The sequence below is a fragment of the Streptomyces sp. NPDC058008 genome (assembly GCF_042886395.1).
Classification (GTDB): domain Bacteria; phylum Actinomycetota; class Actinomycetes; order Streptomycetales; family Streptomycetaceae; genus Streptomyces.
In genome coordinates, this window is record NZ_JBHVQX010000056.1 from 1 (window position 1) to 23,277 (window position 23,277).

The 23,277-nt window shown below is 73.6% G+C and carries 18 protein-coding genes; 4 read left to right on the forward strand and 14 right to left on the reverse strand.

Translation table 11 applies throughout. The features are described from left to right. Positions 1-63: 63 nt before the first annotated feature. The 4 genes from ald to ACFVS9_RS33585 all read right to left on the reverse strand — a co-directional run bounded on the left by ald (position 64) and on the right by ACFVS9_RS33585 (position 6,300). On the reverse strand, positions 64-1,179 hold the full coding sequence (gene ald / locus ACFVS9_RS33570; RefSeq protein WP_383118151.1) for an alanine dehydrogenase: 1,116 nt from the start codon (positions 1,177-1,179) through the stop codon (positions 64-66). Positions 1,180-1,323: 144 nt separating this feature from the next. After that, positions 1,324-3,396 (reverse strand): tetratricopeptide repeat protein, encoded by a 2,073-nt coding sequence (locus ACFVS9_RS33575; RefSeq protein ID WP_389938685.1) that lies wholly within the window; start codon positions 3,394-3,396, stop codon positions 1,324-1,326. A 529-nt stretch (positions 3,397-3,925) separates the two neighbouring features. After that, positions 3,926-4,552, reverse strand: a complete 627-nt coding sequence (locus tag ACFVS9_RS33580; protein WP_383118137.1) for an NUDIX domain-containing protein — start codon at positions 4,550-4,552, stop codon at positions 3,926-3,928. Positions 4,553-4,629: 77 nt separating this feature from the next. After that, positions 4,630-6,300 carry a CTP synthase gene (locus ACFVS9_RS33585; RefSeq protein WP_383118138.1) on the reverse strand — a complete coding sequence of 557 codons (1,671 nt, stop codon included), beginning with the start codon at positions 6,298-6,300 and terminating at the stop codon, positions 4,630-4,632. A gap of 438 nt (positions 6,301-6,738) precedes the next feature. On the opposite strand from ACFVS9_RS33585, the gene ACFVS9_RS33590 reads away from it, so the two are divergent. Together ACFVS9_RS33590 and ACFVS9_RS33595 are read left to right on the forward strand one after the other, a co-directional pair. After that, complete coding sequence (locus ACFVS9_RS33590; protein WP_383118152.1) at positions 6,739-8,541, forward strand: glycoside hydrolase family 15 protein; 1,803 nt, start codon at positions 6,739-6,741, stop codon at positions 8,539-8,541. Between the two features lie 265 nt (positions 8,542-8,806). After that, positions 8,807-10,435, forward strand: coding sequence for a PucR family transcriptional regulator (locus tag ACFVS9_RS33595; protein ID WP_389938688.1), 1,629 nt, complete (start codon positions 8,807-8,809; stop codon positions 10,433-10,435). 9 nt (positions 10,436-10,444) lie between these two features. Here ACFVS9_RS33595 and ACFVS9_RS33600 read toward each other — a convergent pair whose 3' ends face one another. From ACFVS9_RS33600 to ACFVS9_RS33620, 5 genes are all read right to left on the reverse strand, one after another. Then, positions 10,445-11,524: a glycosyltransferase family 4 protein gene (locus tag ACFVS9_RS33600; RefSeq protein ID WP_383118140.1), complete on the reverse strand. Its 1,080-nt coding sequence runs from the start codon at positions 11,522-11,524 to the stop codon at positions 10,445-10,447. A 174-nt stretch (positions 11,525-11,698) separates the two neighbouring features. Beyond that, positions 11,699-13,444: a DNA repair protein RecN gene (recN, locus tag ACFVS9_RS33605; protein WP_389938691.1), complete on the reverse strand. Its 1,746-nt coding sequence runs from the start codon at positions 13,442-13,444 to the stop codon at positions 11,699-11,701. Between the two features lie 83 nt (positions 13,445-13,527). Then, complete coding sequence (locus ACFVS9_RS33610; protein WP_383118142.1) at positions 13,528-14,451, reverse strand: NAD kinase; 924 nt, start codon at positions 14,449-14,451, stop codon at positions 13,528-13,530. Beyond that, a complete protein-coding gene (locus tag ACFVS9_RS33615; protein WP_389938694.1) occupies positions 14,448-15,263 on the reverse strand; it encodes a TlyA family RNA methyltransferase in 816 nt (271 codons plus the stop codon). Before ACFVS9_RS33615 ends, ACFVS9_RS33610 begins: the two co-directional genes overlap by 4 nt. Positions 15,264-15,270: 7 nt before the next feature. Next, on the reverse strand, positions 15,271-15,585 hold the full coding sequence (locus ACFVS9_RS33620) for a hypothetical protein (protein WP_383118144.1): 315 nt from the start codon (positions 15,583-15,585) through the stop codon (positions 15,271-15,273). Positions 15,586-15,627: 42 nt separating this feature from the next. Between ACFVS9_RS33620 and ACFVS9_RS33625 the strand changes: the two genes are divergently transcribed. Next, complete coding sequence (locus tag ACFVS9_RS33625; RefSeq protein WP_383118145.1) at positions 15,628-15,975, forward strand: alkyl sulfatase C-terminal domain-containing protein; 348 nt, start codon at positions 15,628-15,630, stop codon at positions 15,973-15,975. Positions 15,976-16,102: 127 nt separating this feature from the next. Here the strand turns inward: ACFVS9_RS33625 and ACFVS9_RS33630 are convergent, their stop codons facing one another. From ACFVS9_RS33630 to ACFVS9_RS33645, 4 genes are all read right to left on the reverse strand, one after another. Further along, on the reverse strand, positions 16,103-16,906 hold the full coding sequence (locus ACFVS9_RS33630) for an ABC transporter ATP-binding protein (protein ID WP_383118146.1): 804 nt from the start codon (positions 16,904-16,906) through the stop codon (positions 16,103-16,105). Positions 16,907-16,956: 50 nt separating this feature from the next. Further along, positions 16,957-18,015 carry a FecCD family ABC transporter permease gene (locus tag ACFVS9_RS33635; protein ID WP_389938698.1) on the reverse strand — a complete coding sequence of 353 codons (1,059 nt, stop codon included), beginning with the start codon at positions 18,013-18,015 and terminating at the stop codon, positions 16,957-16,959. After that, positions 18,012-18,992, reverse strand: coding sequence for a FecCD family ABC transporter permease (locus tag ACFVS9_RS33640; protein WP_389938701.1), 981 nt, complete (start codon positions 18,990-18,992; stop codon positions 18,012-18,014). The genes ACFVS9_RS33635 and ACFVS9_RS33640 overlap by 4 nt, the downstream gene beginning before the upstream one ends. 179 nt (positions 18,993-19,171) lie before the next feature. Next, complete coding sequence (locus ACFVS9_RS33645) at positions 19,172-20,203, reverse strand: HAD hydrolase-like protein (RefSeq protein ID WP_389938704.1); 1,032 nt, start codon at positions 20,201-20,203, stop codon at positions 19,172-19,174. A 72-nt stretch (positions 20,204-20,275) separates the two neighbouring features. On the opposite strand from ACFVS9_RS33645, the gene ACFVS9_RS33650 reads away from it, so the two are divergent. Continuing rightward, a complete protein-coding gene (locus ACFVS9_RS33650; protein ID WP_383118150.1) occupies positions 20,276-21,556 on the forward strand; it encodes a DUF1015 family protein in 1,281 nt (426 codons plus the stop codon). 116 nt (positions 21,557-21,672) lie between these two features. Here ACFVS9_RS33650 and ACFVS9_RS33655 read toward each other — a convergent pair whose 3' ends face one another. Then, positions 21,673-22,446, reverse strand: a complete 774-nt coding sequence (locus ACFVS9_RS33655) for a hypothetical protein (protein ID WP_389938707.1) — start codon at positions 22,444-22,446, stop codon at positions 21,673-21,675. Positions 22,447-23,277 lie beyond the last annotated feature (831 nt).

Sequence of the window (23,277 nt, forward strand, 5' to 3'; positions counted from 1 at the left end):
CGGCCGGACCTCGCTGGGCGAGGTCCGGCCGGACGCGTGAGGTTGACGGAAAGGGTTGACCACTCAGCCGAGAAGGGTCGTCAATTCGACGTGGTCGAGACCGTGGGCCTCGGCGACCTCGCGGTAAACCACCTGCCCGTCATGGGTGTTGAGACCCCTGGCGAGCGCGGCGTCCCTGCGCAGGGCGTCGGCCCAGCCCCGGTTCGCGAGCTCCAGGATGTAGGGCAGCGTGGCGTTCGTCAGCGCGTAGGTGGAGGTGTTGGGCACCGCGCCCGGCATGTTCGCGACACAGTAGAAGACCGACTCGTGGACCATGAAGGTCGGCTCGGCGTGCGTCGTCGGATGCGAGTCCTCGAAGCACCCTCCCTGGTCGATCGCGATGTCGACAAGAACACTTCCGGGCTTCATCCTGGCGACGAGCTCGTTGGTGACCAGCTTCGGCGCCTTGGCGCCCGGGATGAGCACGGCACCCACGACGAGGTCGGCCTCGACGACGGCCCGCTCGAGTTCCAGGGCGTTGGAGACGACCGTCCGCACCTTCGTGCCGAAGACCTTGTCCGCCTCACGCAGCTTGTTGATGTCCTTGTCGAGCAGCGTGACGTGGAAGCCGAGCCCGACGGCGATCTGCGTGGCGTTCCAGCCGGACACCCCGCCGCCGATGACGACGGCCCTGGCCGACCCCGTACCGGGGACGCCGCCGGGGAGCACACCGCGCCCGCCGACCGAGCGCATCAGGTGGTACGCGCCGACCTGCGGGGCGAGGCGGCCGGCCACCTCGGACATCGGGGCGAGCAGCGGCAGCGCGCGGGTGGCGGTCTCGACGGTCTCGTACGCGATGGCGGTCGTGCCCGAGGCGAGCAGGGCGTCCGTGCACGCGCGGGAGGCGGCGAGGTGCAGGTAGGTGAAGAGGGTCTGGCCCTTGCGCAGGCGGTGGTACTCCTCGGCCACCGGCTCCTTGACCTTGAGCAGCAGGTCGGCGGCGGCCCAGACCTCGTCGGCGGTGGGCAGGATCCGCGCACCGGCGGCGACGTACTCCGCGTCCGGGATGGAGGAGCCCTCGCCGGCCTGCCGCTCGACGAGGACCTCGTGGCCGTGGCGGACGAGCTCATGGACTCCGGCGGGGGTGATCGCCACCCGGAACTCGTTGTTCTTGACTTCGCGGGGGATGCCGACCTTCACGTCGATCACGGTCCTTGGCTCGGAGAGTCGCTCGGGCATAACGGGGTGTACCCGCATGAACCAAGCGTAAGGGGAGACACCGCAGGGATACGCGGCAGAGCCATCATTAATGAAGGACTTCCCGCTGTCTAGCCTTACAAAGCATTAACTTTCAGTCGAAGTACTACGGATTTCGTAGGCCGGGCCCTGGTCGTCCAGCAGTCTCTCGGACGTCGCCCGGTGCAGCCGGGCCGCCGCCGGGTCCCCGAGCCGGTCCAGGGTGTCCGCCAGCCTGAGCTCCAGTGCGGCCTGGAGGCGCACGTCACCGGCCCTGCGCGCCAGCTCGACCGCCTCCCGGCAGGTGTGGAGCGACTCCTGCGGCCGGCCCGCGTACTCCTGCACCCGCGCGGCCTCGCTGAGCGCGCGCGCCTGGGCGGGCAGGTCCCCGAGCCTGCGGTGCCCGGCGGCCGCCGCGCGCCAGTTGCGCAGCGCCTCGCCGTACCGCCCGGCGTACGTGTGGACCGCCCCGAGCCGCCCGTACAGCCGGGCCTCGTCGGCCCGCTCCCCCCGGGTGAGCCGCTGGGCGAGCGCCCGGCCGTACCAGTCCGAGGCCCGGTTGTAGTCGCCGAGCTCCGCGTAGGCACCGCCCGCGGACTCCATCGCCCGGCCGGTCGCGTAGAGGTCGTTCGCCGCGCGTCCGGCGTCCAGCGCGGCCCGGTAGCGGGCCAGCGCCTCCCTCGTGCGGCCGGTCCTGGCGTCCAGGTCGCCGAGGTTGAGGAGGGCGGCGGCCTTCTCCCTGGGCAGGTCGCGCCGCTGCGCCACGTCGAGGACCAGGCCGTGCAGCCCGTACAGCACGGGGGCGGCCTCCTCCGTGCCCCGGTGCGCGGCGAGGGCGCGGACGAGGGCGGCCACCAGCCGGCGGGCGAGGGTGTCCAGGCCGCCGTCACGCACCGCGACCCGGGCCGAGGCCAGCAGGGCGGGCTCGCGGATCCGCAGCCACTCGGCGGCGGCCTCCGGACCGGGGAAGCGCAGTGACCGCGGCAGTCCGGCGAGCCGGCGCCGGGCCGGGGAGTCCTCGGGATCGGTGACGGCCCGGCAGGCCTGGAGGCGGCGCACGGTCCGCTCCAGCATCCTGGCGCGGGCCAGCTGGATCTCGGCGGGGCGTTCCCTCTCCTCCAGCACCGCGCGCACCAGCGGGGCGAGGCAGCCGGGCACCTCGTACTGCGGCTGCGCGGCACCGTTCGTCCGCAGCAGCCCGAGCCGGACGAAGTCGTCCAGGGTCGTCCGGGCGGCCGAGACCGAACAGCCGGCCAGCGCGGAGGCGGTGTGGGCGTCGGCCAGTCCGGCGGGGGCGAGGGCGAGCAGTCGCAGTATCGCGGCGGCCGAGGGCGGGAGCGAGTCGTGGACCAGCCGGAAGGCGCGGGCCAGCGGCCGGTCGGAGGACGGCTGCTCGGAGTCCTCCGGCCGGTCGCGCAGCTGTTTGGCGACGTCGGCGACCGAGGCGCCGGGCCGGGCGGCGAGCCACCCGGCGACCAGGGTCAGTGCGGCGGGCCGGCCTCCGCACTCCTCGGTGAGCGCCTCGGCGGTCCGTGGATCGACCGTGATCCTGACCTGGCCGATCGTGCGGGCGAGGAGTTGTACGGCGGAGCCCGCGTCCAGCCCGCCGATGGTGCACGGGCGGACGCCGGGGATTCCGGTGAGGGGGCCGGTCGAGGTGGCCACGACCAGGCAGTCCGGGTTGTCGGGCAGCAGCGGGTCGACCTGTTCGGCGTCCACGGCGTCGTCGAGCAGGATCAGGGCGCGGCGTTCGGAGAACGCCTCCCGGACCATCTCGGACAGCTCGTCCTCGTCGGCGCCGGGCGGGGCGGTGACGGAGATCAGGTCCAGGAGGGCGCGTGCGGTGCGTTCCGTGGGGACGCGCTCGCCCCCGGGTTCGGTGAGCGACACCCGGAGGACCCCGTCGGGGTAGTCACCGGGTTCCGCGAGCCTGCGGGCGAGTTCGCCGGCGAGGGCGGAGCGTCCGGATCCGGGCCGCCCGGCGATCAGCAGGATCCGGGCGCGGGCCGCCTTGCGACCGGCCAGGGTGTCCAGGCCGGCCCGCCCGATGTCCTCCTGAAGGGCTTTCAACTCGCGTTCACGGCCGAAGAACTGAGAGAACGTCACATCCGGCGGTTGCTTGGCTCCCGCCGTCCCCGCCATTCCGGCCGGGCCGTTGGTGTCCACCGCCTGATCGGTCACGGGCCACGCTCCACTTCGCTGCACGCGGTTGCCCGCCGGAAGTCCGGACGGGGCCTTTCGAGCGTAGTTCAGTGACGCGGACGATCATGGCGGAGCACGGCGGACGGATCCCCCGATCGGATCAGCTTTTCGTACGATCGGCCCTCCGGTCATGCCCTTTCCGCCCTTGCGGCAGGCCTTGGCCAGGTCCTCACCGGAAGCGGGCCGGCCGGTTCCGGCCAGGGCCCCCGTCGGCCAGGGCCCGGTTCCGGCCGGGGCCCGCCGTAGGCCGGGACGGACCGCGACAGTGACTCGCACGGAGCGCGTACCGGCTCACGCGGAGCGCGTACCAGCTCAGCGGATTGCGTACCGGCTCACGCGGAGCGCGTACCGGCGGCGGACGGACCGCCCCCCTCGCGCACGGGCCGGACGGCCGACGAGCGCGCCCGGCCCGACGGCCCGCCCCGCCCATGGGGCGGACGGCCGAACAGGCGGTGCGGGCCGGGAACACCGGCGGTCCGCCCCGCGCACGAGGGGGGCGGACGGAGGGTCAGGCCTCGAACGGCCGGGCCGGCCAGGGCGCGTCGGCCGGGCGCAGCGAGTCCACCCCGTCGCCGGCGAGTACCGCGGCGAGCGACAGGACGCCCACGACCAGGCAGTTGTTGTGAAGATCGCCGGCGAGCACCGACCGGACGAGTTCGTCCAGGGGCACCCGGGCGTGCTCCATGTCCGCCTCCTCCTCGGAGACCTCGAAGCGCTCGCCCTCGGCCTCGGAGAGGTCCCGGGCGAGGAAGACGCGCACGGCTTCGTCGCAACCGCCGGGCGTGGTGTAGACGTCGGTCAGCACCCGCCAGTCCTCGGCCTTGACGTGCGCCTCCTCGTAGAGCTCGCGCTGCGCGGCGTGCAGCGGGTTCTCGCCGGGGACGTCCAGCAGCCCCGCCGGGATCTCCCACAGCTTGTGGCGCACCGGGTGCCGGTACTGCCGCAGGACGAGGACCCGGCCCTGCGCGTCGAGCGCGAGCACGGCCACGGAACCGGGGTGGACCTGGTAGTCGCGGCTGTGGACGCTGCCGTCGGGCATCACGACGTCGTCGGTGCGGACGCTGGTCTTGTTACCGGTGAAGGGGACCACCGTCGCGGTGACCTGCCACTCCTCGGGCGTGTCCTGGAAACCCATGTACGTCCTCCCACGAACAAACAGAAACCGGGGCACGCATCCCGTCAAGGATCCGCACCCCGGTCAACCGTATCGCCTTACGCGTCGGCGCCCGTCCCCCGCGCCGCGACCTTGCGCTCCACGGCGGCCTTCACCAGGCCGGCGAAGAGCGGGTGCGGACGCGTCGGGCGGGAGCGCAGCTCCGGGTGCGCCTGGGTGGCCACCAGGTAGGGGTGGGCCTCGCGCGGGTACTCGACGTACTCGACGAGCTTGTTGTCCGGCGAGGTGCCGGAGAAGACGAGCCCGGCCTTCTTCTCGAGCTCCGCGCGGTAGCCGTTGTTCACCTCGTAGCGGTGGCGGTGGCGCTCCTCGACGTAGGGCTCGCCGTCGTAGGCCTCGCGGACCAGGGAGCCCTCGGCGAGCTTCGCCGGGTAGAGGCCGAGCCGCATGGTGCCGCCCAGGTCGCCCGCGCCCTCGACGTACGCGAGCTGCTCCTCCATGGTGGAGATCACGGGGTGGCTCGTGGCGGCGTCGAACTCGGTGGAGTTGGCGTCGGGGATGCCGGCGAGGTTCCGCGCGGCCTCGATCACGATGCACTGGAGGCCGAGGCAGAGGCCGAGCAGCGGCACCTTGTTCTCTCGGGCGTACTGGATGGCGCCGACCTTGCCGACCACTCCGCGCTCGCCGAAGCCGCCGGGGATGCAGATCGCGTCCACGTCGCCGAGCTGCTTCTGGGCGCCTGCCGGGGTCTTGCAGTCGTCGGACGCGACCCACTTGACCTTGACGCGGGCCTTGTTGGCGAAGCCGCCGGCCCGGATGGCCTCGGTGACCGAGAGGTAGGCGTCCGGCAGGTCGATGTACTTGCCGACCAGGGCGACGGTGACCTCGTGGTCGGGGTTGTGGACCCGGTCCAGCAGGTCGTCCCAGGTGGTCCAGTCCACGTCGCGGAACGGGAGGTCCAGCTTGCGGACGACGTAGGCGTCCAGGCCCTCGGTGTGGAGCACCTTGGGGATGTCGTAGATCGACTTGGCGTCCACGCAGGCCACCACGGCGGCCTCGTCGACGTCGCACATCAGCGAGATCTTGCGCTTGATGGCGGTGGGGACGTCCCGGTCGGCGCGCAGCACGATGGCGTCCGGCTGGATGCCGATGTTGCGCAGGGCGGCGACGGAGTGCTGGGTGGGCTTGGTCTTCAGCTCGCCGGACGGGCCGATGTAGGGCAGCAGCGAGATGTGCACGACGAAGACGTTGTCGCGGCCGACCTCGTGGCGGACCTGGCGGACCGTCTCCAGGAAGGGGAGCGACTCGATGTCGCCGACCGTGCCGCCGACCTCGGTGATGACGACGTCCACGTCGTCGGTCGCCATGCGGCGGATGCGGTGCTTGATCTCGTTGGTGATGTGCGGGATGACCTGGACGGTGTCGCCGAGGTACTCCCCGCGCCGCTCCTTGGCGATGACCTGGGAGTAGACCTGGCCGGTGGTGACGTTGGCCGAGCCGTCGAGGTCGACGTCGAGGAAGCGCTCGTAGTGGCCGATGTCCAGGTCGGTCTCGGCGCCGTCGTTGGTGACGAACACCTCACCATGCTGGAAGGGGTTCATCGTGCCGGGGTCGACGTTGAGGTAGGGGTCGAGCTTCTGCATCGTGACCCGCAGGCCACGCGCCTTGAGCAGGGCACCCAGGCTGGAGGCAGTCAGACCCTTGCCGAGGGAGGAGGCGACACCCCCGGTGACGAAGATGTGCTTGGTCGTCGTGGATGTGGGCTGCATAGCCAAAGGGGGCTCCCGTGGTCGCGATCGTGAGGTGCGTACCGGCATGCCGTACGGAGATTTCCGGAGGTGCCGTCGCTGCGGTTCGGGGGCCTCGTCCACTGTCGGGACGACCACCGGTCCACGGGCTACCAGGGTAACAGCGACGAAGGGAGGCCGCTTCCGGCCATGCCTCCTCCCGTATCGTCACAAGATCATCACGTTCCTTCCAGGTTCCCCTCATTCGTCAGCGGCAAGCGGCGGACAACTTGCGGACAGTCGCGCGGAACCCCCGGGTGCGTCGTATCCTGCTCGGACACTCGCTGCCGAGTTGGCCGGCCCAGCGGCTCCACCCCAGCCCGCTCACCCGTGCAAGAGCTCGTCGGTTCTACTACAACGACCCCTTGACCAGCAGTAAGCGCCCTGCGGGGCGACATGGCCGTTCGACTGGAGACGCACGTGGCCGGGCGCATCGAGGATTACGCACTCATCGGAGACATGCAGACCGCAGCCCTGGTCTGCCGGGACGGCACAGCGGACTGGCTGTGCCTCCCACGTTTCGATTCACACGCAATTTTCGCCGGACTTCTCGGTACCGAGGAGAACGGCTTCTGGCGGCTGGGCCCCGCCCGACCCGAGGGGGCCGAGCCCCCGTCGGCCGACCGGCGCCGCTACCGGGGCGACTCGCTCGTCCTGGAATCGGAGTGGGACACCGCCCGTGGCACGGTCCGCGTGACCGATTTCATGCCGCCACGGGACGGGGCCCCGCAGCTCATCCGCATCGTGGAAGGGGTGAGCGGCCGGGTTCCGATGCGCTCCGAGCTCCGGATGCGCTTCAGCTACGGGCGGGTCACCCCCTGGGTCCACAAGGTGGACGGCCGCACGGTCGCCGTCGCCGGGCCCGACTCGGTGTGGCTGGACACGGAGGCGGAGACCTACGGCCAGAACCTGACCACGTACTCCGACTTCACCGTGGCGCCCGGCGACCGGATCGCGTTCACGATCAGCTGGCAGCCCTCGCACCACGAGCCGCCCAGCGTGCCGGAGCCCGAGTCGTCCCTGGAGGCGACGGAGAACTTCTGGCGCGAGTGGGTCGAGCAGTGCACGTACCACGGCCCCTACCGTGAGGCCGTGGTCCGCTCGCTGATCACGCTGAAGGCGCTCACCTACGCGCCGACCGGCGGCATCGTGGCCGCCCCGACGACCTCCCTCCCGGAGGACATCGGCGGCTCGCGGAACTGGGACTACCGCTACACCTGGCTGCGGGACGCGGCGATCACGCTCTCCTCGCTGCTGCGCACGGGGTACCGCGAGGAGGCCCGTGCCTGGCGCGAGTGGCTGCTGCGCGCCGTCGCCGGGGACCCGGAGAACCTGCAGATCATGTACGGCATCGCGGGTGAGCGGGAGCTCGGCGAGGCGGAGCTGGACTGGCTTCCGGGATACGAGAACTCCGCCCCGGTCCGGGTCGGCAACGGTGCGGCCAACCAGCTCCAGCTCGATGTCTACGGCGAGGTCACCGAGGCGCTGCACCTGGCGCACATGACGGGGCTGACCCGCAACGACTACGCGATGGGCCTCCAGCTCAAGCTGATCAGCTACCTGGAGAAGCACTGGGACGAGCCGGACGAGGGCATCTGGGAGGTGCGCGGGCCGCGCCGGCACTTCGTGCACTCCAAGGTGATGGCCTGGGTGGCCGTGGACCGCACGATCAAGCTGATCGAGTCCGGGGACGCCGAGGGTCCGCTGGAGCGGTGGCACCAGCTGCGTGACGACATCCACCGCGATGTCTGCGAGCGGGGCTACGACAAGGAGCGCAACACCTTCACCCAGTCCTACGGCTCCCAGGAGCTGGACGCGTCCCTGCTGCTGATCCCGCAGATGGGCTTCCTGCCGCCCGACGACAAGCGGGTCATCGGCACGATCGAGGCGATCCAGCGGGAGCTGTCCACGGAGGACGGTTTCATCCTGCGCTACCCGACCGAGGGCGACGACGCGGGTGTCGACGGTCTGGAGGGCGACGAGGGCGCGTTCCTGGCCTGCTCGTTCTGGCTGGCGGACGACCTGGCGATGATCGGCCGGGTCGACGAGGCCCGCCGCCTGTTCGAGAAGCTGCTGTCCCTGCGCAACGACCTCGGCCTGCTGGCCGAGGAGTGGGACTCCGGGCTCCAGCGCCAGGTGGGGAACTTCCCGCAGGCGTTCAGCCATGTGCCGCTGATCGACACGGCGCTGCGGCTGACTGCCAGCGGGGCGTACGCCGGCTGATCCCTCGGGCATGACCGCACTCCGCGGACCGGCCGGTGCCTTCGGCCGGTCCGCGGAGTCCTGTCGGGGCTCCGGCCGGGGCACGGCACGACGCCCCCGGCCGGCCGCGCGGTGACCCGACGGCCGCGGACCCCCGCCCGGTCACGGGGCCGGGCCCGCGGTGCGACACGTTCCGGTGGGGCCGGTAGCTTCCTGACCGGGGCCGTTCGCGCCTCACGTTCGGACGAGCGCGTGGCGCACGAGTGGAAGCACGAGGCCTGAGCCGGTGGAGACCGAGGGCGCGATCACCGTACGCCGTGCGCTGGAGCTTCCGGGGCTGCGCGCCGGGCTCCCGGAGGTGCTGACCTGCGCGGACCGCCTGGACCGTGCGGTGCGCTGGGTGCACGCGGGTGAGGCGCCCAACCTCCCCGCCCTCCTCAAGGGCGGCGAGCTGCTGCTCACCACGGGGCTCGGCCTCGGGTCACGTCCCGCCGACCAGCGCGCCTTCGTGCGCAAGCTGGCCGACCGGGGCATCGCCGCCCTCGTCGTGGAGCTCGGACCGCGCTTCAGCAGGCTGCCCGCGGCGATCGTGGAGGCGGCCCGGACGGCGGGGCTGCCGCTCGTCCAGCTGCACCGCGAGGTGCCGTTCGTGGCGGTGACCGAGGAGATCCACACCGAGATCGTCAACGGCCACTACGCCCTGCTCCGGCGGGCGGAGGAGGTGCACCGGCGGTGCACCCGGGCGGTGCTGGACGGTGGCGGGGTGCCGCAGGTCCTGGGAATCCTGGCGGACTTCGCCGCGAACCCCGTCTTCCTGGAGACCCCCGACGGCCGGCTGCTGTTCGCCGCCGGGCCGGGCACCGGGCCGGCCGGCGCCGGGCCGCTGCAGGTCTGGGAGGGGCTGCGCGGGGCGCCGGAGGCCCGTGCGGCGCCCCCGGACGGATCGGTCCTGGTGGAGGTGCCCGGCGGCGGGCCCGGGGCGGGTTCCGTACGGGCCCGGCTGGTGCTGCTCGCGGTGCCGGGCCCCCTGCTGACGGTGCACCGCATGGCGGCCGAGCGTGCGGCGGGCATCCTCGCGGTCGTGCTGATGCAGGCCCGCCAGGAGGAGGAGGTGGCGGCACGGGGGCGCGGTGACTTCCTCACGGATCTCGCCGAGGGGCGGATCGCCTCCGAGGACGCTCCCGCGCAGGCCGGGGTCCTGGGGTTCAGGCCGGGCGGGGACCCGCTGCTGCCGGTGGTGATGCGGCTCGCCCCCGAGCCGGCCCCCTCGGGCAGCTGGGCGCTGCTGGCCCGGGCGCTGGCCGAGGAGCTCGCGGCGGTGGGCGCGCCGGTGCTGGTGGGGGTGCGCCCCGTGGAGGGCAGGGTTCCGCTGTTGCTCGCGCTGCGCCCTGGGATTACGCGCCCCGCGCTCGCGGACCGGGTCGCGGCGGCGCTGCGGGCCGGGGCCGCGCGGGCGGGCCTGGAGCGGGGCGGCGACCGCACACCGGTCGTCGTGGTCGTCGGGGCCGCGGGCGGCTGGGCCGTGGCGGGCGCCGGGCTGCGGCACGCGGCGGAGGCGGCGACGGCCGCACGGGGGCTCGGTGAGCGCCCCTGGTACGACGCGCGGCGCCTGGACATCGATCTGCTGCTGTGGCGGCTGCGGGACCATCCGGACCTGGCGTCCTTCGTGGACCGGGCGATCGGGCCGCTGCTGGAGCACGACCGGACCTCGCGCCCCGCCCTCCTGCCCACGCTGGAGGCGTACCTCGCCCACGCCGGCCGCAAGGCGGAGGCGGCGCGCGAACTGCACCTGAACCGGCAGACGCTGTACAACCGGCTGGCCCGCATGGGCGAGCTGCTCGGCACCGATCTGGACGACCCGGAGTCGGTGCTCGCCCTGAGCCTGGCCCTGCGGGCACGGCGGCACACCCGCTGAGGACGGCCCTCAGGTGCGGGCCGCCGCCAGGGGCTGCGCCAACTCGTCGTACACGGACAGCACATGGGCGATCGTGTCGTCCTCGGTCGGCCAGCCCGCGGCCTGCGCCCGCCCCGAGCCGGCGAGCCGCTGCCGCCGGCCGGGGTCTCCCAGGAGCCGTACGACGGCACCGGCCAGCGCCTCGGCGTCCCCGTACGGGACCAGGTCGGCCGCCTCGCCCACGAGTTCGGCCACGCCGTCGGCGCGGGCCGCGACCAGCGGGATACCGAGCCGGAGTGCCTCGCGGGCGAGCAGCGGCCCGCCCTCCCCCTGCCCGGACAGGACGGCGATGTCGGCGGCGGCCAGGAGTTCGCCGATGTCGTCGGATCCGCCCGCGACGACGGCGGGCAGTCCCTCCGCCGCGATCCTGCGCCGCACGGCACCCGCCAGGTGCCCCTCCCCCACGACGGCCAGCAGCGGCGCGGGGTCGAGCACCCGCCAGGCACGCGCCGCGTCCAGCAGCGTGTCGTGACCGCGCTGGGCCACCGATACCAGCAACGGCCTTCCGACCGCGCCCAGTTCGGCGCGCGTCTTGCCGTCGTCGGGGGCGCCGGCGAAACGGCTCGCGGGGATCGCGGCCGGCGCGAGCCGTGCGTCCCTGGCACCCCGGCGGCGGGCGCGGTCCACCAGCTCCCACGAGGTGCCCAGGACGACGGCGGCCGCGCGGGCGGCCCGTCGCTCCAGCATCCGCAGCAGCCGGCCCCGGGTGCCTTCGGCGTGGACGCGGGTGTGCCAGGTCACGACCAGCGGGGTGGCCCGGCCGCTGAGCGCGATCCCGGCGCGCACCGCGGCGTGCAGCCCGTGGGCGTGGACGATGTCCGCCCCCGTGCAGGCGGTGCGGAGGGCGGCGACCGACGCGGGGTCGCTGCGCCGGGGCACCGCGACGAAGCGGGCGCCCGTCGCGGGAAGCCCCTGGGCCTGCCCGGAACCGGCCGGGGCGCAGACGGTGACCTGCACGCCCCTGGCGACCAGGCCCGCGGCGAGCGAGCTGACATGAGCGCTGCTTCCGGCGCCGCCGCCCAGGACTTGGACCGTACGCAGCTGTGACACGTTGATCGGCTCCCGGGGCTCCCGAGTCGGTGATATGTACAGCACCAAGGATGCCAGTCCGTACGCACGTTCCGGGACTGCCGAAACGTTGTTCCCGTCGTCGTGGCGAGAGGGGAACGGCCCACCCCACTCGTACGAGTGAGATGGGCGGCGCGAAATTGACGCCAGGGGTGGCTACACGTCGGCCCGGGCCGTCTCCAGCAGTTCCTCCGCGTGGGCCCGCGCGGTCTCCGAGTCCTCCTGCCCGGCGAGCATCCGGGAGAGTTCCCGTACCCGGTCCTCGCCCTCCAGGACCGTCACCCCGCTCCTGGTCACCGATCCGTCCACGGTCTTCTCGACCAGCAGCTGCCGGTCGGCGAAGGCCGCCACCTGCGGCAGGTGGGTGACGACGACGACCTGCGCGGACCTGGCCAGTTTCGCGAGCCGCCGGCCGACCTCGACGGCCGCCTTGCCGCCGACCCCGGCGTCGACCTCGTCGAAGAGGTACGTCGGCACCGGGTCGGAGCCCGCGAAGACCACCTCGACGGCGAGCATCACCCGGGACAGCTCACCGCCCGAGGCGCCCTTGGCGATCGGCCGGGGCTGCGCGCCGGGGTGCGGCGCCAGCAGGAGTTCCACCTCGTCGGCGCCGGACGGCCCGTAGAGCACGCTCCGGCCGCCGATGTCGATACCGGACTCCTCGTCCGGTGCCTCGGTCTGCCGGATGGCGAAGGACACCCGGGCGTGCGGCATCGCGAGCGACGCCAGCTCTTCGGTGACGGCCGCCGCGAAGCGGGCCGCCGCCTCCGTCCGCGCCTCGGTCAGCTGCCGGCCGAGGACGGAGAGCTCGGCCCGCAGGGTGTCGCGCTCCGCCGTCAGTTCACCGATGCGCTCGTCGTCGCCCTCCAGCTCGGTCAGCCGGGAGGCCCCTTCCTCGGCCCAGGCCAGCACCGAGGTGATGTCCTCGCCGTACTTGCGGGTGAGCGCGGTGAGCGCGGCACGCCGCTCCTCGACGGCGGCCAGCCGCAGCGGGTCGGCGTCCAGCTGGTCGGCGTACCCGGCGAGCTCGCCCGCCACGTCGGCCAGCAGGATCGAGATCTCGCCGATCCGGTCGGCGAGGGCGGCCAGCGCCGGGTCGTGCGCCCGTACGGCGTCCAGGGAGCGCCCGGCGGCGGCCACCACGGTGGTGGCGTCCACGCCCTCCTGGTCCTCCGGATCGCCGGCCAGCGCCGCGTGGGCGAGGGCGGCGGCCGAGGCGAGGGCCTCGGCGTGCCCGAGCCGCTCGGCCTCCGCCGCGAGTTCGGTGTCCTCCCCGGCCAGCGGCTCCACGGCGGCGACCTCGTCGAGGCCGAAGCGCAGCAGATCCGCCTCCTGGGCACGCTCCCTGGCCCGGGTGGTCAGCTCGTCGAGCTCGGTGACGACCGCGCGGAGCCGGCGGTAGGCCGCCGCGTACCCGGTGTGCGGGACCTGGACACCGTCGCCCGCGTAGCGGTCGAGGGCCTGGCGCTGGCGCGCGGGCTTGAGCAGTCCCTGCTGGTCGGTCTGGCCGTGCACGGCGACGAGTTCGTCGGCCAGTTCGGCGAGCACCCCGACGGGCACGGATCTTCCCCCGAGGTGCGCGCGGGAGCGCCCTTCCGCCGAGACGGTACGGCTGACGAGCAGCGCGCCGTCCTCGATCTCGCCCCCGGCCTCCTCGGCGCGTACCGCCGCCGCGTCGCCGCGGGACACCGTGATCCGTCCCTCGACGACCGCCGCCTTGGCGCCGACCCGCACCAGGGCGGGGTCGGCGCGCCCTCCGAGCAGCAGCCCGAGGCTCGTGACGACCATGGTCTTGCCCGCGCCGGTCTCACCCGTCACCGCGGTGAAACCGGGTGACAGCTCCACCACCGCGTCGTCGATGACTCCGAGCGACCGTATCCGCATCTCCTCCAACACGGACATGACCTTACGAGGTCCGGGGCCCGGCGTGCGACGGGCCCCGGTGGCGGATTCACTCACGCGGGTGTGAGCAGCGGCCCCGGGGATCAGTGCGGAGCGCCCCGCCAGCCCTGTACGGGCAGGGCGAACTTGGCCACCAGGCGGTCGGTGAACGACGCCTGGTGCAGCCGTGCGAGCCGTACGGGCACCGCGCCGCGCCGCACCTCCACCCTGGCCCCCGCGGGCAGCTCGACGGTCCGGCGCCCGTCGCACCACAGCACGCCGTGCGGGGTATGCGGCTGGACCTCCACGGCCAGCACCGAGTCGGGCGAGGTCACCAGCGGCTTCGCGAAGAGCGCGTGGGCGCTGATCGGCACCATGAGCAGGGCCTCCACCTCCGGCCAGACGACCGGACCGCCCGCCGAGAAGGCGTACGCCGTCGACCCGGTGGGGGTGGCGCAGACGATCCCGTCGCATCCGAAGCCGGTCACGGGGCGGCCGTCGATCTCCAGGACGACCTCGAGCATCCGCTCGGGCGAGACCTTCTGCACGGCGGCCTCGTTGAGCGCCCAGTCGGTGTGCACGACGTCGCCGTTGCTGTGCACGACGACGTCGAGCGTCATCCGCTCCTCGACCTGGTAGGCCCGGGTGACGACCCGGTCGACGACCTGGTCGAGGTCGTCACGCTCGGCCTCGGCGAGGAATCCCACCCGTCCGAGGTTGACGCCGAGCATCGGTACGCCCGAGGCGCGGGAGATCTCCGCCCCGCGCAGCAGCGTCCCGTCCCCGCCGAGCACGATCAGCAGTTCGCAGCCGTCCACGGCCGCGGGCGTCGCGTCGGTGACCGTCCTCACGGAGGGCGGCAGGGGCAGGTCCTGCGCCTCCACGGCCAGCACCCGGACGCCGAGGCCGTTGCGCAGGAGGCCCTGCACGACGAGTTCGGCGCTGCGGATCGCGGCCGGACGGCCGGTGTGCGCCAGCAGGAAGACGGTGCGATCCGCGTTCCCGGTTCGTTCGGCATGCGTCGTCAACGGGGCCCCTCCGCCACTGCGCGGTCGACGTCCGCGGGATCCAGCTCAGGTGCGCCGGCCCGCAGCCACAGAAAGTACTCGACGTTTCCCGACGGGCCCGGCAGCGGGCTCGCCGTCACACCCTGGACACCGAGGCCCAGCAGACTGGCCCGGCGCGCCACTTCGCGCACCGCCTCGGCCCGCAGCTCGGGGCTGCGGACCACGCCGCCGCTGCCGAGGCGCTCCTTGCCCACCTCGAACTGCGGTTTGACCATGAGCACCAGGTCGGCGTCGGCGGCGGCGCAGCGCGCGAGGGCGGGCAGCACCAGGCCGAGCGGGATGAACGACAGGTCTCCCACCACCAGGTCCACGGGCGTACCGTCGATCTGGTCGACCGTCAGCTCGCGTACGTTGGTGCGGTCCTTGACGGTGACGCGTTCGTCGGACTGCAGTGACCAGGCGAGCTGGCCGTAGCCGACGTCCACGGCCACGACGTGGCCGGCGCCGGCGCGCAGCAGGACATCGGTGAAGCCTCCGGTGGAGGCCCCGGCGTCCAGCGCCCGCCGTCCCTCGACCTTCAGCCCCAGGGGCACGAAGGCGGCGAGGGCACCCGCGAGTTTGTGCCCGCCGCGCGAGACGTACTCGGGGTCGCTGTCGTCCTTGACGACGACGACGGCGGCGCTGGTCTCGACCTGGGTGGCGGGCTTGGTCGCGGTGTTCCCGCCGACGGTCACCCGCCCCGCTGCGATCAGCTGGCTCGCGTGCTCACGCGAGCGGGCCAGCTTGCGGCGTACCAGCTCGGCGTCGAGGCGGCGACGTGCCACTCCTGCCACGTTCGGTTCAGCTCCTGTTGTCGTGCGCGGGCGTCGGCGCGGGTGCGGGCCGTGCGTCCAGCGCGGTCAGTTCGTCGCGCAGCCCGCGGTGTACATCCTCGTACACCTCGGTGTGGCCGTCCGCCGCGAGGTGGTCCGCGTCGGCCAGCCGCTCCAGCCGCGCGTCGACCCCGGCGTGCCCGGTGGGGGTGCGGGCGACGCCGAGGGGTGCGGGCGGGGCGGGTTCGAAGGAGGGTGCGGGCGGGGCGGCGGGCGCCGCCTCGGCCGCCTCGTCCGTTCCGCCCCGCTCTGCCGTGTCCTGCGCCGGCGTCCAGTCGCTCATGCGGAAACGCTACCCCGAAGGGCCGGTGTACCGTCAGTGACGATGGCGACCATGGCGGAGTGCCGCAGCGCACTCGACACACTTTCCGACAATCTGGCGGGGGCCGACGGCGACGTCCGCGGCGCCGCCGACCTCGACCGCTCGCTGAGCTGCCACATCAGGGACCTCGACGTGACGTTCACCGGACGGCTGGCGAACAGCCGGATCACGGTGCTGGACACGCACGACGGCCCGCCCCGGGAGAAGGCCGGGATCCGGCTCGCGATGACCGGCGACGACCTGGTGGCCCTGGTCGGCGGCGAACTGAACTTCGCGAAGGCCTGGGCGTCGGGCCGGGTGCGGCTGGAGGCGGGCTTCCGCGATCTGCTGAAGCTCAAGTCGCTGCTGTGAGGGGCGGCGGCCCCGGGACGGGGGCCGCCGCACTTCCCTCGGGCGGAGCCGCCGGGCGCGGCCCCGGCCACCACGGCGTGCTTCCCCCGGGCCGGGGCTCCCGGTGCGCGCCCCGTCGGCGGCGGTCTCAGGCCGGGGCAGCGGCGCGCTTCCGGCGGGCGGCCGGGACGACGAGCGGCGTTCCCGTCTCGGGGTCGTCGATGACCTGGCACCGCATCCCGAAGACCTCTTCCACGAGCTGCGCGGTCACGATGTCGCCCGGCGCGCCCTCGGCGATGACCGCGCCCCCGCGCATCGCGATCAGGTGGGTGGCGTACCGGGCGGCGTGATTGAGGTCGTGCAGCACGGCGACCAGCGTGCGGCCCCGCGTCTCGTGCAGTTCCGCGCAGAGGTCGAGCACGTCGATCTGGTGCTGGATGTCGAGGTACGTCGTCGGCTCGTCCAGCAGCAGGAGCGGGGTCTGCTGGGCGAGGGCCATGGCGATCCAGACGCGCTGGCGCTGGCCGCCGGAGAGTTCGTCGACGTAGCGGTCGGCGAGCTCGCCGACGCCGGTCGACTCCATGGACTCCTTCACGATCCGCTCGTCCTCGGGCGACCACTGGCGCAGCAGCCCCTGGTGCGGGTAGCGGCCGCGCGAGACGAGGTCGGCGACGGTGATGCCGTCGGGGGCTATGGAGGACTGCGGCAGCAGTCCCAGCGTCCTGGCGACCTTCTTCGCGGGCATCCGGTGGATGGACTGCCCGTCCAGCAGCACGTCCCCGCCGCTCGGCCTCAGCATCCGGGAGAGGGCGCGCAGCAGGGTGGACTTGCCGCAGGCGTTGGGGCCGACGATGACGGTGAAGGAGTGGTCGGGGATCTCGACCGAGAGGTCCTCGGCGATGATCCGCTGGTCGTAGCCGAGGGTCACCGAGTCCGCGGTGAGGCGCTGCATGGTCGTACTCCGGGGGTCTGGGGGGATGGTCTGCGAGGTGTCCGCCGGTGTCATACGCGGCCTGCCCTGCGCTCGGACACCAGGAGCCACAGCAGGTAGCAGCCGCCGAGCACCCCGGTGACGACGCCCACCGGGAGCTGGCGGTCCCCGAAGGCGTTCATCGCGGTCCAGTCGGCGACGAGCAGCAGGGCGGCGCCGGTGGCCGCCGAGGCCGCCAGGCCGGGGCCGGGCGCGCGGGTCAGGCGGCGGGCGACCTGCGGGGCGCTGAGCGAGACGAAGACGATGGGCCCGGCGGCGGCGGTGGCGACGGCGACGAGCAGCACGGCGCAGCCGAGCAGGACGAGCCGGGTGCGTTCCACCCGTACGCCCAGGGCGTGCGCGGCGTCGTCGCCCATCTCGATCATGCGCAGCGCCCGGCCGTGGGCGAGGACCAGGGGGACCAGGAGGCAGCAGACCGCGAGCAGCGGCCGGACCTGGGACCAGTCCCGGCCGTCCAGCGAACCGGTCATCCAGACGACGGCCCGGGTGGCGTCGACGAGGTCGGCCTTGGTGATCAGGTAGTGGGTCGCGGCGGTGAGCATCGCGGCGGCGCCGATGCCGACGAGGACGAGCCGGTAGCCGTGCACCCCGCGCTTCCAGGCGAGCAGGTGGACGGCGACGCCGGTGAGCAGGCCGCCGGCGACGGCCCCCGCGGCGACCTCGGTGGGTCCGCCGTGCAGGAGCACGATCACGACGAGGGCGCCGACCGCGGAGCCCTGGCCGAAGCCGAGGACGTCGGGGCTGCCGAGGGGGTTGCGGGTGACGCTCTGGAAGACGGCGCCGCCGACGCCGAGCGCCGCGCCGACGAGCAGCCCGACCAGGACCCTGGGCAGGCGCAGTTCGGTGACGATGAACTCCTGCTGGAAGGTTCCGTCGCCGAGCAGGGTGGTGACGACCTGACCGGGCGACATGGCGTAGTCGCCGCTGCCGATCAGCACCACGGCGGCGACGGCCGCCACCGCGACGAGCAGCGTGGTCACGCCGAGCGCCCGGGCGTCCACCCGGAACGAGAGCCCGCCGGCCGTCCTGACGGCGTGGACCGTCCTCGTGGTGTCCTGCCGGGCCTTCACAGCTGGGCCATCCTCTTGCGGCGTACGAGATGGATGAAGACGGGCCCGCCCAGCAGCGCAGTGACGATGCCGACCTGGAGCTCGGCGGGGCGGGCGACGACCCTGCCCACCACGTCGGCGCCGAGCAGCAGTACGGGCGCAAGCACGGCCGTGTACGGCAGGATCCACCGCATGTCCGGGCCGGTGATCGTGCGGACCAGGTGCGGGATCATCAGGCCGACGAAGACGATCGGCCCGCAGGCCGCGGTCGCCGCCCCGCAGAGCAGGGTGACGGCCACCATCGCGAGCACCCGGGTGCGGGTCAGGTGCGCGCCGAGGGCCGTCGCCGTGTCGTCGCCCATCTCCAGCGCGTTGAGCGGCCGGGCGATCAGCAGGGCGAGCAGCACGCCGAGTGCGATGAACGGCCACACCTTGCCGACGGTCTCCGTGTTCGCGGAGGCCAGCGATCCCACGGTCCAGAACCGCAGCCGGTCCAGCGCCGCCGCGTCCAGCAGCTGTACGGCGTTGACGTAGCCGAACAGCGCGGCGGTGACCGCCGTGCCGGCGAGCGCCAGCCGTACGGGGTTCGCGGACCGGCTGCCGCCGAGCAGGTACACCGCCACGGACACGATCGCGGCGCCGCCGAAGGCGAACCAGACGTACCCGGTCAGCGAGGTGACGCCGAGGAAGGTGATGGCCGACACGACGGCGGCGGCCGCGCCCGCGTTGACCCCCAGCAGACCGGGTTCGGCGAGCGGGTTGCGGGTCAGCGCCTGCATCACCGCGCCCGCCGGCCCCAGTGCGGCGCCGACGATCAGCCCGAGCACGGTGCGCGGGACCCGTACGTCCCGCACCAGGACGTCGCCGCCGGTGCCCGTGTGGTGGAACAGGCCGTGCCACACCTCGGAGAGGGGAAGGGCCTTGGCGCCGATCGCGACACTCGCGAGGCAGACCAGCACCAGCACACCGACCGCGGCCAGCAGGCCCGCGGCTCTCATCGCGTGGCGCCCGGCGCGCGCACCGGTGCCCGGCGTGGCCGGGGGGCCGGAAATCGGTTCAGGGGGACTCTCGACCAACACCAGGTTAGGTTAGCCTATCCTTTGATCTTCTCAACTCCCCTGCGCGGTACCGGGGTCTCCCGGCCGGACCGGGCGTGCAGCCCCGGGCCCGGCGCCCCCTACAGGTCCAGCGCGGCCACGGCCTTCCCCGCGTCCAGCCGGCACGAGCCCTCCCCGGCGTGCGTCCAGGCCGCCGCGCACAGGGCCCGCAGCCCGTCGATCGCGTCGCCCCCGCCGTCCAGCACGAGCGCGTCCCCGCGCACCGAGGCCGTCCACCCGCCGCAGCGGAAGGCGCCGCCGCCCTCCTCCCGTACCTCGGGCTGGCCGGTGAGCAGCCCCCGCAGGTCCCGGTCCACGTAGGTCGGACGGTACTTGGGCTCCGCCGCGATCAGCTGCGCCGCGTCGGTGACGCCGGTGAGGACGAGCAGCGAGTCCACCCCGCCGTTGAACGCGCCCTCGATGTCGGTGTCCAGCCGGTCCCCCACGACCAGCGGCCGCTTCGCCCCGGTCCGCAGCACGGTCTCGCGGTGCATCGGAGGCAGCGGCTTGCCCGCGACCTGCGGCTCGGCCCCCGTGGCGATGCGTACGACCTCCACCGCCGCGCCGTTGCCCGGAGCGATGCCCCGGGCACCCGGGATCGTCAGGTCGGTGTTGGACGCGAACCACACGGCCCCGCGCGAGATCGCGTACGCCGCCTCCGCGAACCGGCCCCACGGGAGGTCGGGCCCGCCGAACCCCTGCGCCACGGCGACCGGGTCGTCGTCCGCCGACTCCACCGGCACCAGGCCCCGCTCGCGCAGCGCGACCCGCAGCCCCTCACCGCCGACCACGAGGACCCTGGCCCCGGCCGGCAGCTGATCGGCCATCAGCCGCGCCACGGCCTGCGCCGAGGTGATCACGTCGGAGGGATCGGCGGGCACCCCGAGCTCGGTCAGGTGCCCGGCCACCGCGTCCGGCGTCCGCAGTGCGTTGTTCGTCACGTAGGCCAGGTGCATGCCGCCTTCGCGCGCACGCCCCAGCGACTCCACGGCGTGGACGATCGCGTGCCCGCCCGCGTACACCACCCCGTCGAGATCGAGCAGGGCCGTGTCGTACGCCTCGCTCAGCGCGACACCGCTCCCGAGCGGGCGGGACCTGTACTGCTGACTCATATGGCTGTGCTCCTCTTTCCATGCCTCTCCCCCGATCATCGCGCATCGCGGAAGCGCACATACGATGCCCGGATGAACACATCCGGGCCCGCCGTCGGCCAGGGACTGCGGCTGATCCCCTTCCGCGGACTGCGGTACGTCCCCGAACAGGTCGGCAGCCTGGCGGCGGTGACCTCGCCCCCGTACGACGTCGTCGTGCGACCGGACGGTCTGCACCACCTGGAGTCCGCGGACCCGTACAACATCGTGCGGCTGATCCTCCCGCAGGCGGACACGCCCGCCGCCCGCCACCGGCAGGCCGCCGACACCCTGGACCGCTGGCTGGCGGAGGGCGTCCTCGCCCCCGACCCGGTGCCCGTGTTCTACGTCTACGAACAGCGGTCGGGCGACCTCCTCCAGCGCGGTGTGATCGGGGCACTGGCACTCTCCCCCGCGTCGCAGGGCGTCGTTCTCCCCCACGAGGACGTCATGGCCGATGTCGTGGAGGACCGCGCCGACCTGATGCGCACCACGTCCGCCCATCTGGAACCCCTGCTCCTCAGCTACGCGGGCGACGGCGGGCCGAGCGGCGCGACGGCCGTCATCGAGCGGGTGGTGGGGCGGCTCCCGCTCCTCACCACGACGACCGAGGACGGCTTCGCCCACCGTCTCTGGGCCGTGACCGACCCCGCGGAGCGGGCGGAGATCGAGTCGGACCTCTCCCACCGCCAGGCGCTGATCGCCGACGGCCACCACCGCTGGGCCACCTACCTGCGGCTACAGCGCGAACGGTCCTCCCCCGGCCCCTGGGACTTCGGCCTCGTCCTGCTCGTCGACACGGCCCGCTACCCACTGCGGGTACGCGCCATCCACCGGCTGCTGCACCGCCTCCAGGTCCCCGACGCGCTCCGCGCCCTCGACGGCCTCTTCCGGGTCCGCGCCGTGGAGGGTCCGCTGCCCCGGGCGCTCGACGCACTCGCCGACGCCGCCTCGCAGGGCAACGCCTTCCTCCTCGCCGGCGACGGCGGCTTCCATCTGGTCGACCGGCCGGACGAAGGGCTGCTCGCCCGCACCGTCCGCTCCGACCGCCCGGACGCCTGGCGCGCCCTGGACGCGACCGTGCTGCACTCCACGCTCCTTGACGAGGTGTGGCGGATCCCCGATGCCCCCGAACACATCGCCTACATCCACGAGGCGGCGGCCGTGGTCGAGCAGGCGGAACGGCACGGCGCGACGGCGGTGCTCATGCATCCGGTGCGCGAGGAAGTGGTCCGGGACCTGGCCAGACAGGGGGTCACGATGCCCCGCAAGTCGACGTCGTTCGGCCCGAAGCCCGCGACGGGGCTGGTCCTGCGCAGTCTGGACCTCACCTGAGTACACCCGGTCACCCGGGGTTCCGTCGGCAGGGGCATACGGTCGGCAGGGGCATACGGAAGAGGGCGGCACCCAGCGGGTGCCGCCCTCTTCCGTATGCCGTGTCTCAGCGGTGATCAGGCCTTCGCGGGCCGGTCCGCGTCGCCGTCCTCGTCGTCCTCGTCGTCTTCGTCGTCTTCGTCAACGGCGTCGAGGTCATCGTTCTCGTCGTCCTCGGCTTCGGTCACCCGGGCCTCGGCGGCGGCACTGTCACCGGCGGGCTCGTCGTCGTCACCGAGTGCGTCGACGAACTCCACACCGTCGAGCTCGGCCAGCCGGTCGGAGGCGTCGGTCGCGCCGTCCTTGTCGGCCTCCAGGGCCTTCCCGAACCATTCGCGGGCCTCGTCCTCGCGGCCTGCTTCCAGGAGCGCGTCGGCGTAGGCGTACCGCAGACGCGGGGTCCATGAGTGCACGGCGCTGGACGCGAGCTCGGGGCTCTGCAACGTGACGATCGCGGCGTCGATCTGTCCCATGTCCCGGCGGGCCCCGGCGGCGACGAGACGCATCTCGACCTGCCCGGCCTTGTCCAGCTTCTGCACCTCGGGTTCACCGGCCATGGCCATGGCACGCTCGGGACGGCCGAGTCCGCGCTCGCAGTCGGCCATGACGGGCCACAGGTCGACGGAGCCGGTCATCCGACGCGACGCCCGGAACTCCGCCAGCGCCTCGGCGTACTTCTGGGTCGCGTACGCGGCGAAGCCGGCGGCCTCGCGCACGGCGGCGACCCTCGACGCCAGCCGAAGGGCGATGCGCGAGTACGCGTACGCCTGCTCAGGGTCCTCGTCGATCAGACGGGCGACCATGACGAGGTTTCGCGCGACGTCCTCGGCGAGGGTCTTCGGCAGGCTCATCAGCTCCTGGCGGACATCCTTGTCGATCTCGTCGCCGGTGACGTCGTCAGGGATGGGGAGCCGCTTGACGGGCTCGCGGTCGCGGTCGTCACGGCCCTGGTAGCCGCCGCGGTCGTCGCGTCCGCGGTAGCCACCACGGTCGTTGCCCCGGTCGTTGTCACGACGGGGGCCACGGTCCCGGTCGCGGCTGCGGTCGTCGCGGCGGAAGCCACCGCCGCCGGTGCCGCCGCCTCGGGTGTCGTCGCGGCGGAAGCCGCCGGGGCGGTCGTCGTCGCGGCGCGGGCCGCGCGGCCGGTCGTCACGACGCTCGAAGCCACCACCCGACGGGCGGCCACCACGGTCGTCACGCTGACCACCGCGATACCCACCACGGTCGTCCTCACGGCGGGGCCCACGGTCACGGTCGTCACGCCGGAAGCCGCCGCCGGAGCTGCCGCCTCGGCTGTCATCGCGGCGGAAGCCACCGCCACCAGTGCCACCCCGGCTGTCGTCGCGGCGGAAGCCGCCGGGGCGGTCGTCGTCGCGGCGCGGGCCACGGGGCCGGTCGTCACGACGCTCGAAGCCGCCACCCGACGGGCGGCCACCACGGTCATCACGCTGACCACCGCGATACCCACCACGGTCGCCGCCACGGTCGTCCTCACGGCGGGGGGCACGGTCGTCGCGGCGGAAGCTGCTGGAACGGTCGTCATCACGGCGGGGCCCACGGTCACGGTCATCGCGCCGGAAGCCGCCGCCGGAGCTGCCGCCTCGGCTGTCATCGCGGCGGAAGCCACCGCCACCAGTGCCACCCCGGCTGTCGTCGCGGCGGAAGCCGCCGGGGCGGTCGTC

What these genes read in the sequence shown, in the direction of transcription:
- ACFVS9_RS33580 (WP_383118137.1), bottom strand. Translation starts at nt 4,552, where the DNA reads ATGGGTTTCCAGGACACGCCCGAGGAGTGGCAGGTCACCGCGACGGTG.
- ACFVS9_RS33655 (WP_389938707.1), bottom strand. Translation starts at nt 22,446, where the DNA reads ATGAGCCTGCCGAAGACCCTCGCCGAGGACGTCGCGCGAAACCTCGTC.
- ACFVS9_RS33650 (WP_383118150.1), top strand. Translation starts at nt 20,276, where the DNA reads ATGAACACATCCGGGCCCGCCGTCGGCCAGGGACTGCGGCTGATCCCC.
- ACFVS9_RS33630 (WP_383118146.1), bottom strand. Translation starts at nt 16,906, where the DNA reads ATGCAGCGCCTCACCGCGGACTCGGTGACCCTCGGCTACGACCAGCGG.
- recN (WP_389938691.1), bottom strand. Translation starts at nt 13,444, where the DNA reads ATGTCCGTGTTGGAGGAGATGCGGATACGGTCGCTCGGAGTCATCGAC.
- ACFVS9_RS33640 (WP_389938701.1), bottom strand. Translation starts at nt 18,992, where the DNA reads ATGAGAGCCGCGGGCCTGCTGGCCGCGGTCGGTGTGCTGGTGCTGGTC.
- ACFVS9_RS33645 (WP_389938704.1), bottom strand. Translation starts at nt 20,203, where the DNA reads ATGAGTCAGCAGTACAGGTCCCGCCCGCTCGGGAGCGGTGTCGCGCTG.
- ACFVS9_RS33620 (WP_383118144.1), bottom strand. Translation starts at nt 15,585, where the DNA reads ATGAGCGACTGGACGCCGGCGCAGGACACGGCAGAGCGGGGCGGAACG.
- ACFVS9_RS33585 (WP_383118138.1), bottom strand. Translation starts at nt 6,300, where the DNA reads ATGCAGCCCACATCCACGACGACCAAGCACATCTTCGTCACCGGGGGT.
- ACFVS9_RS33625 (WP_383118145.1), top strand. Translation starts at nt 15,628, where the DNA reads ATGGCGACCATGGCGGAGTGCCGCAGCGCACTCGACACACTTTCCGAC.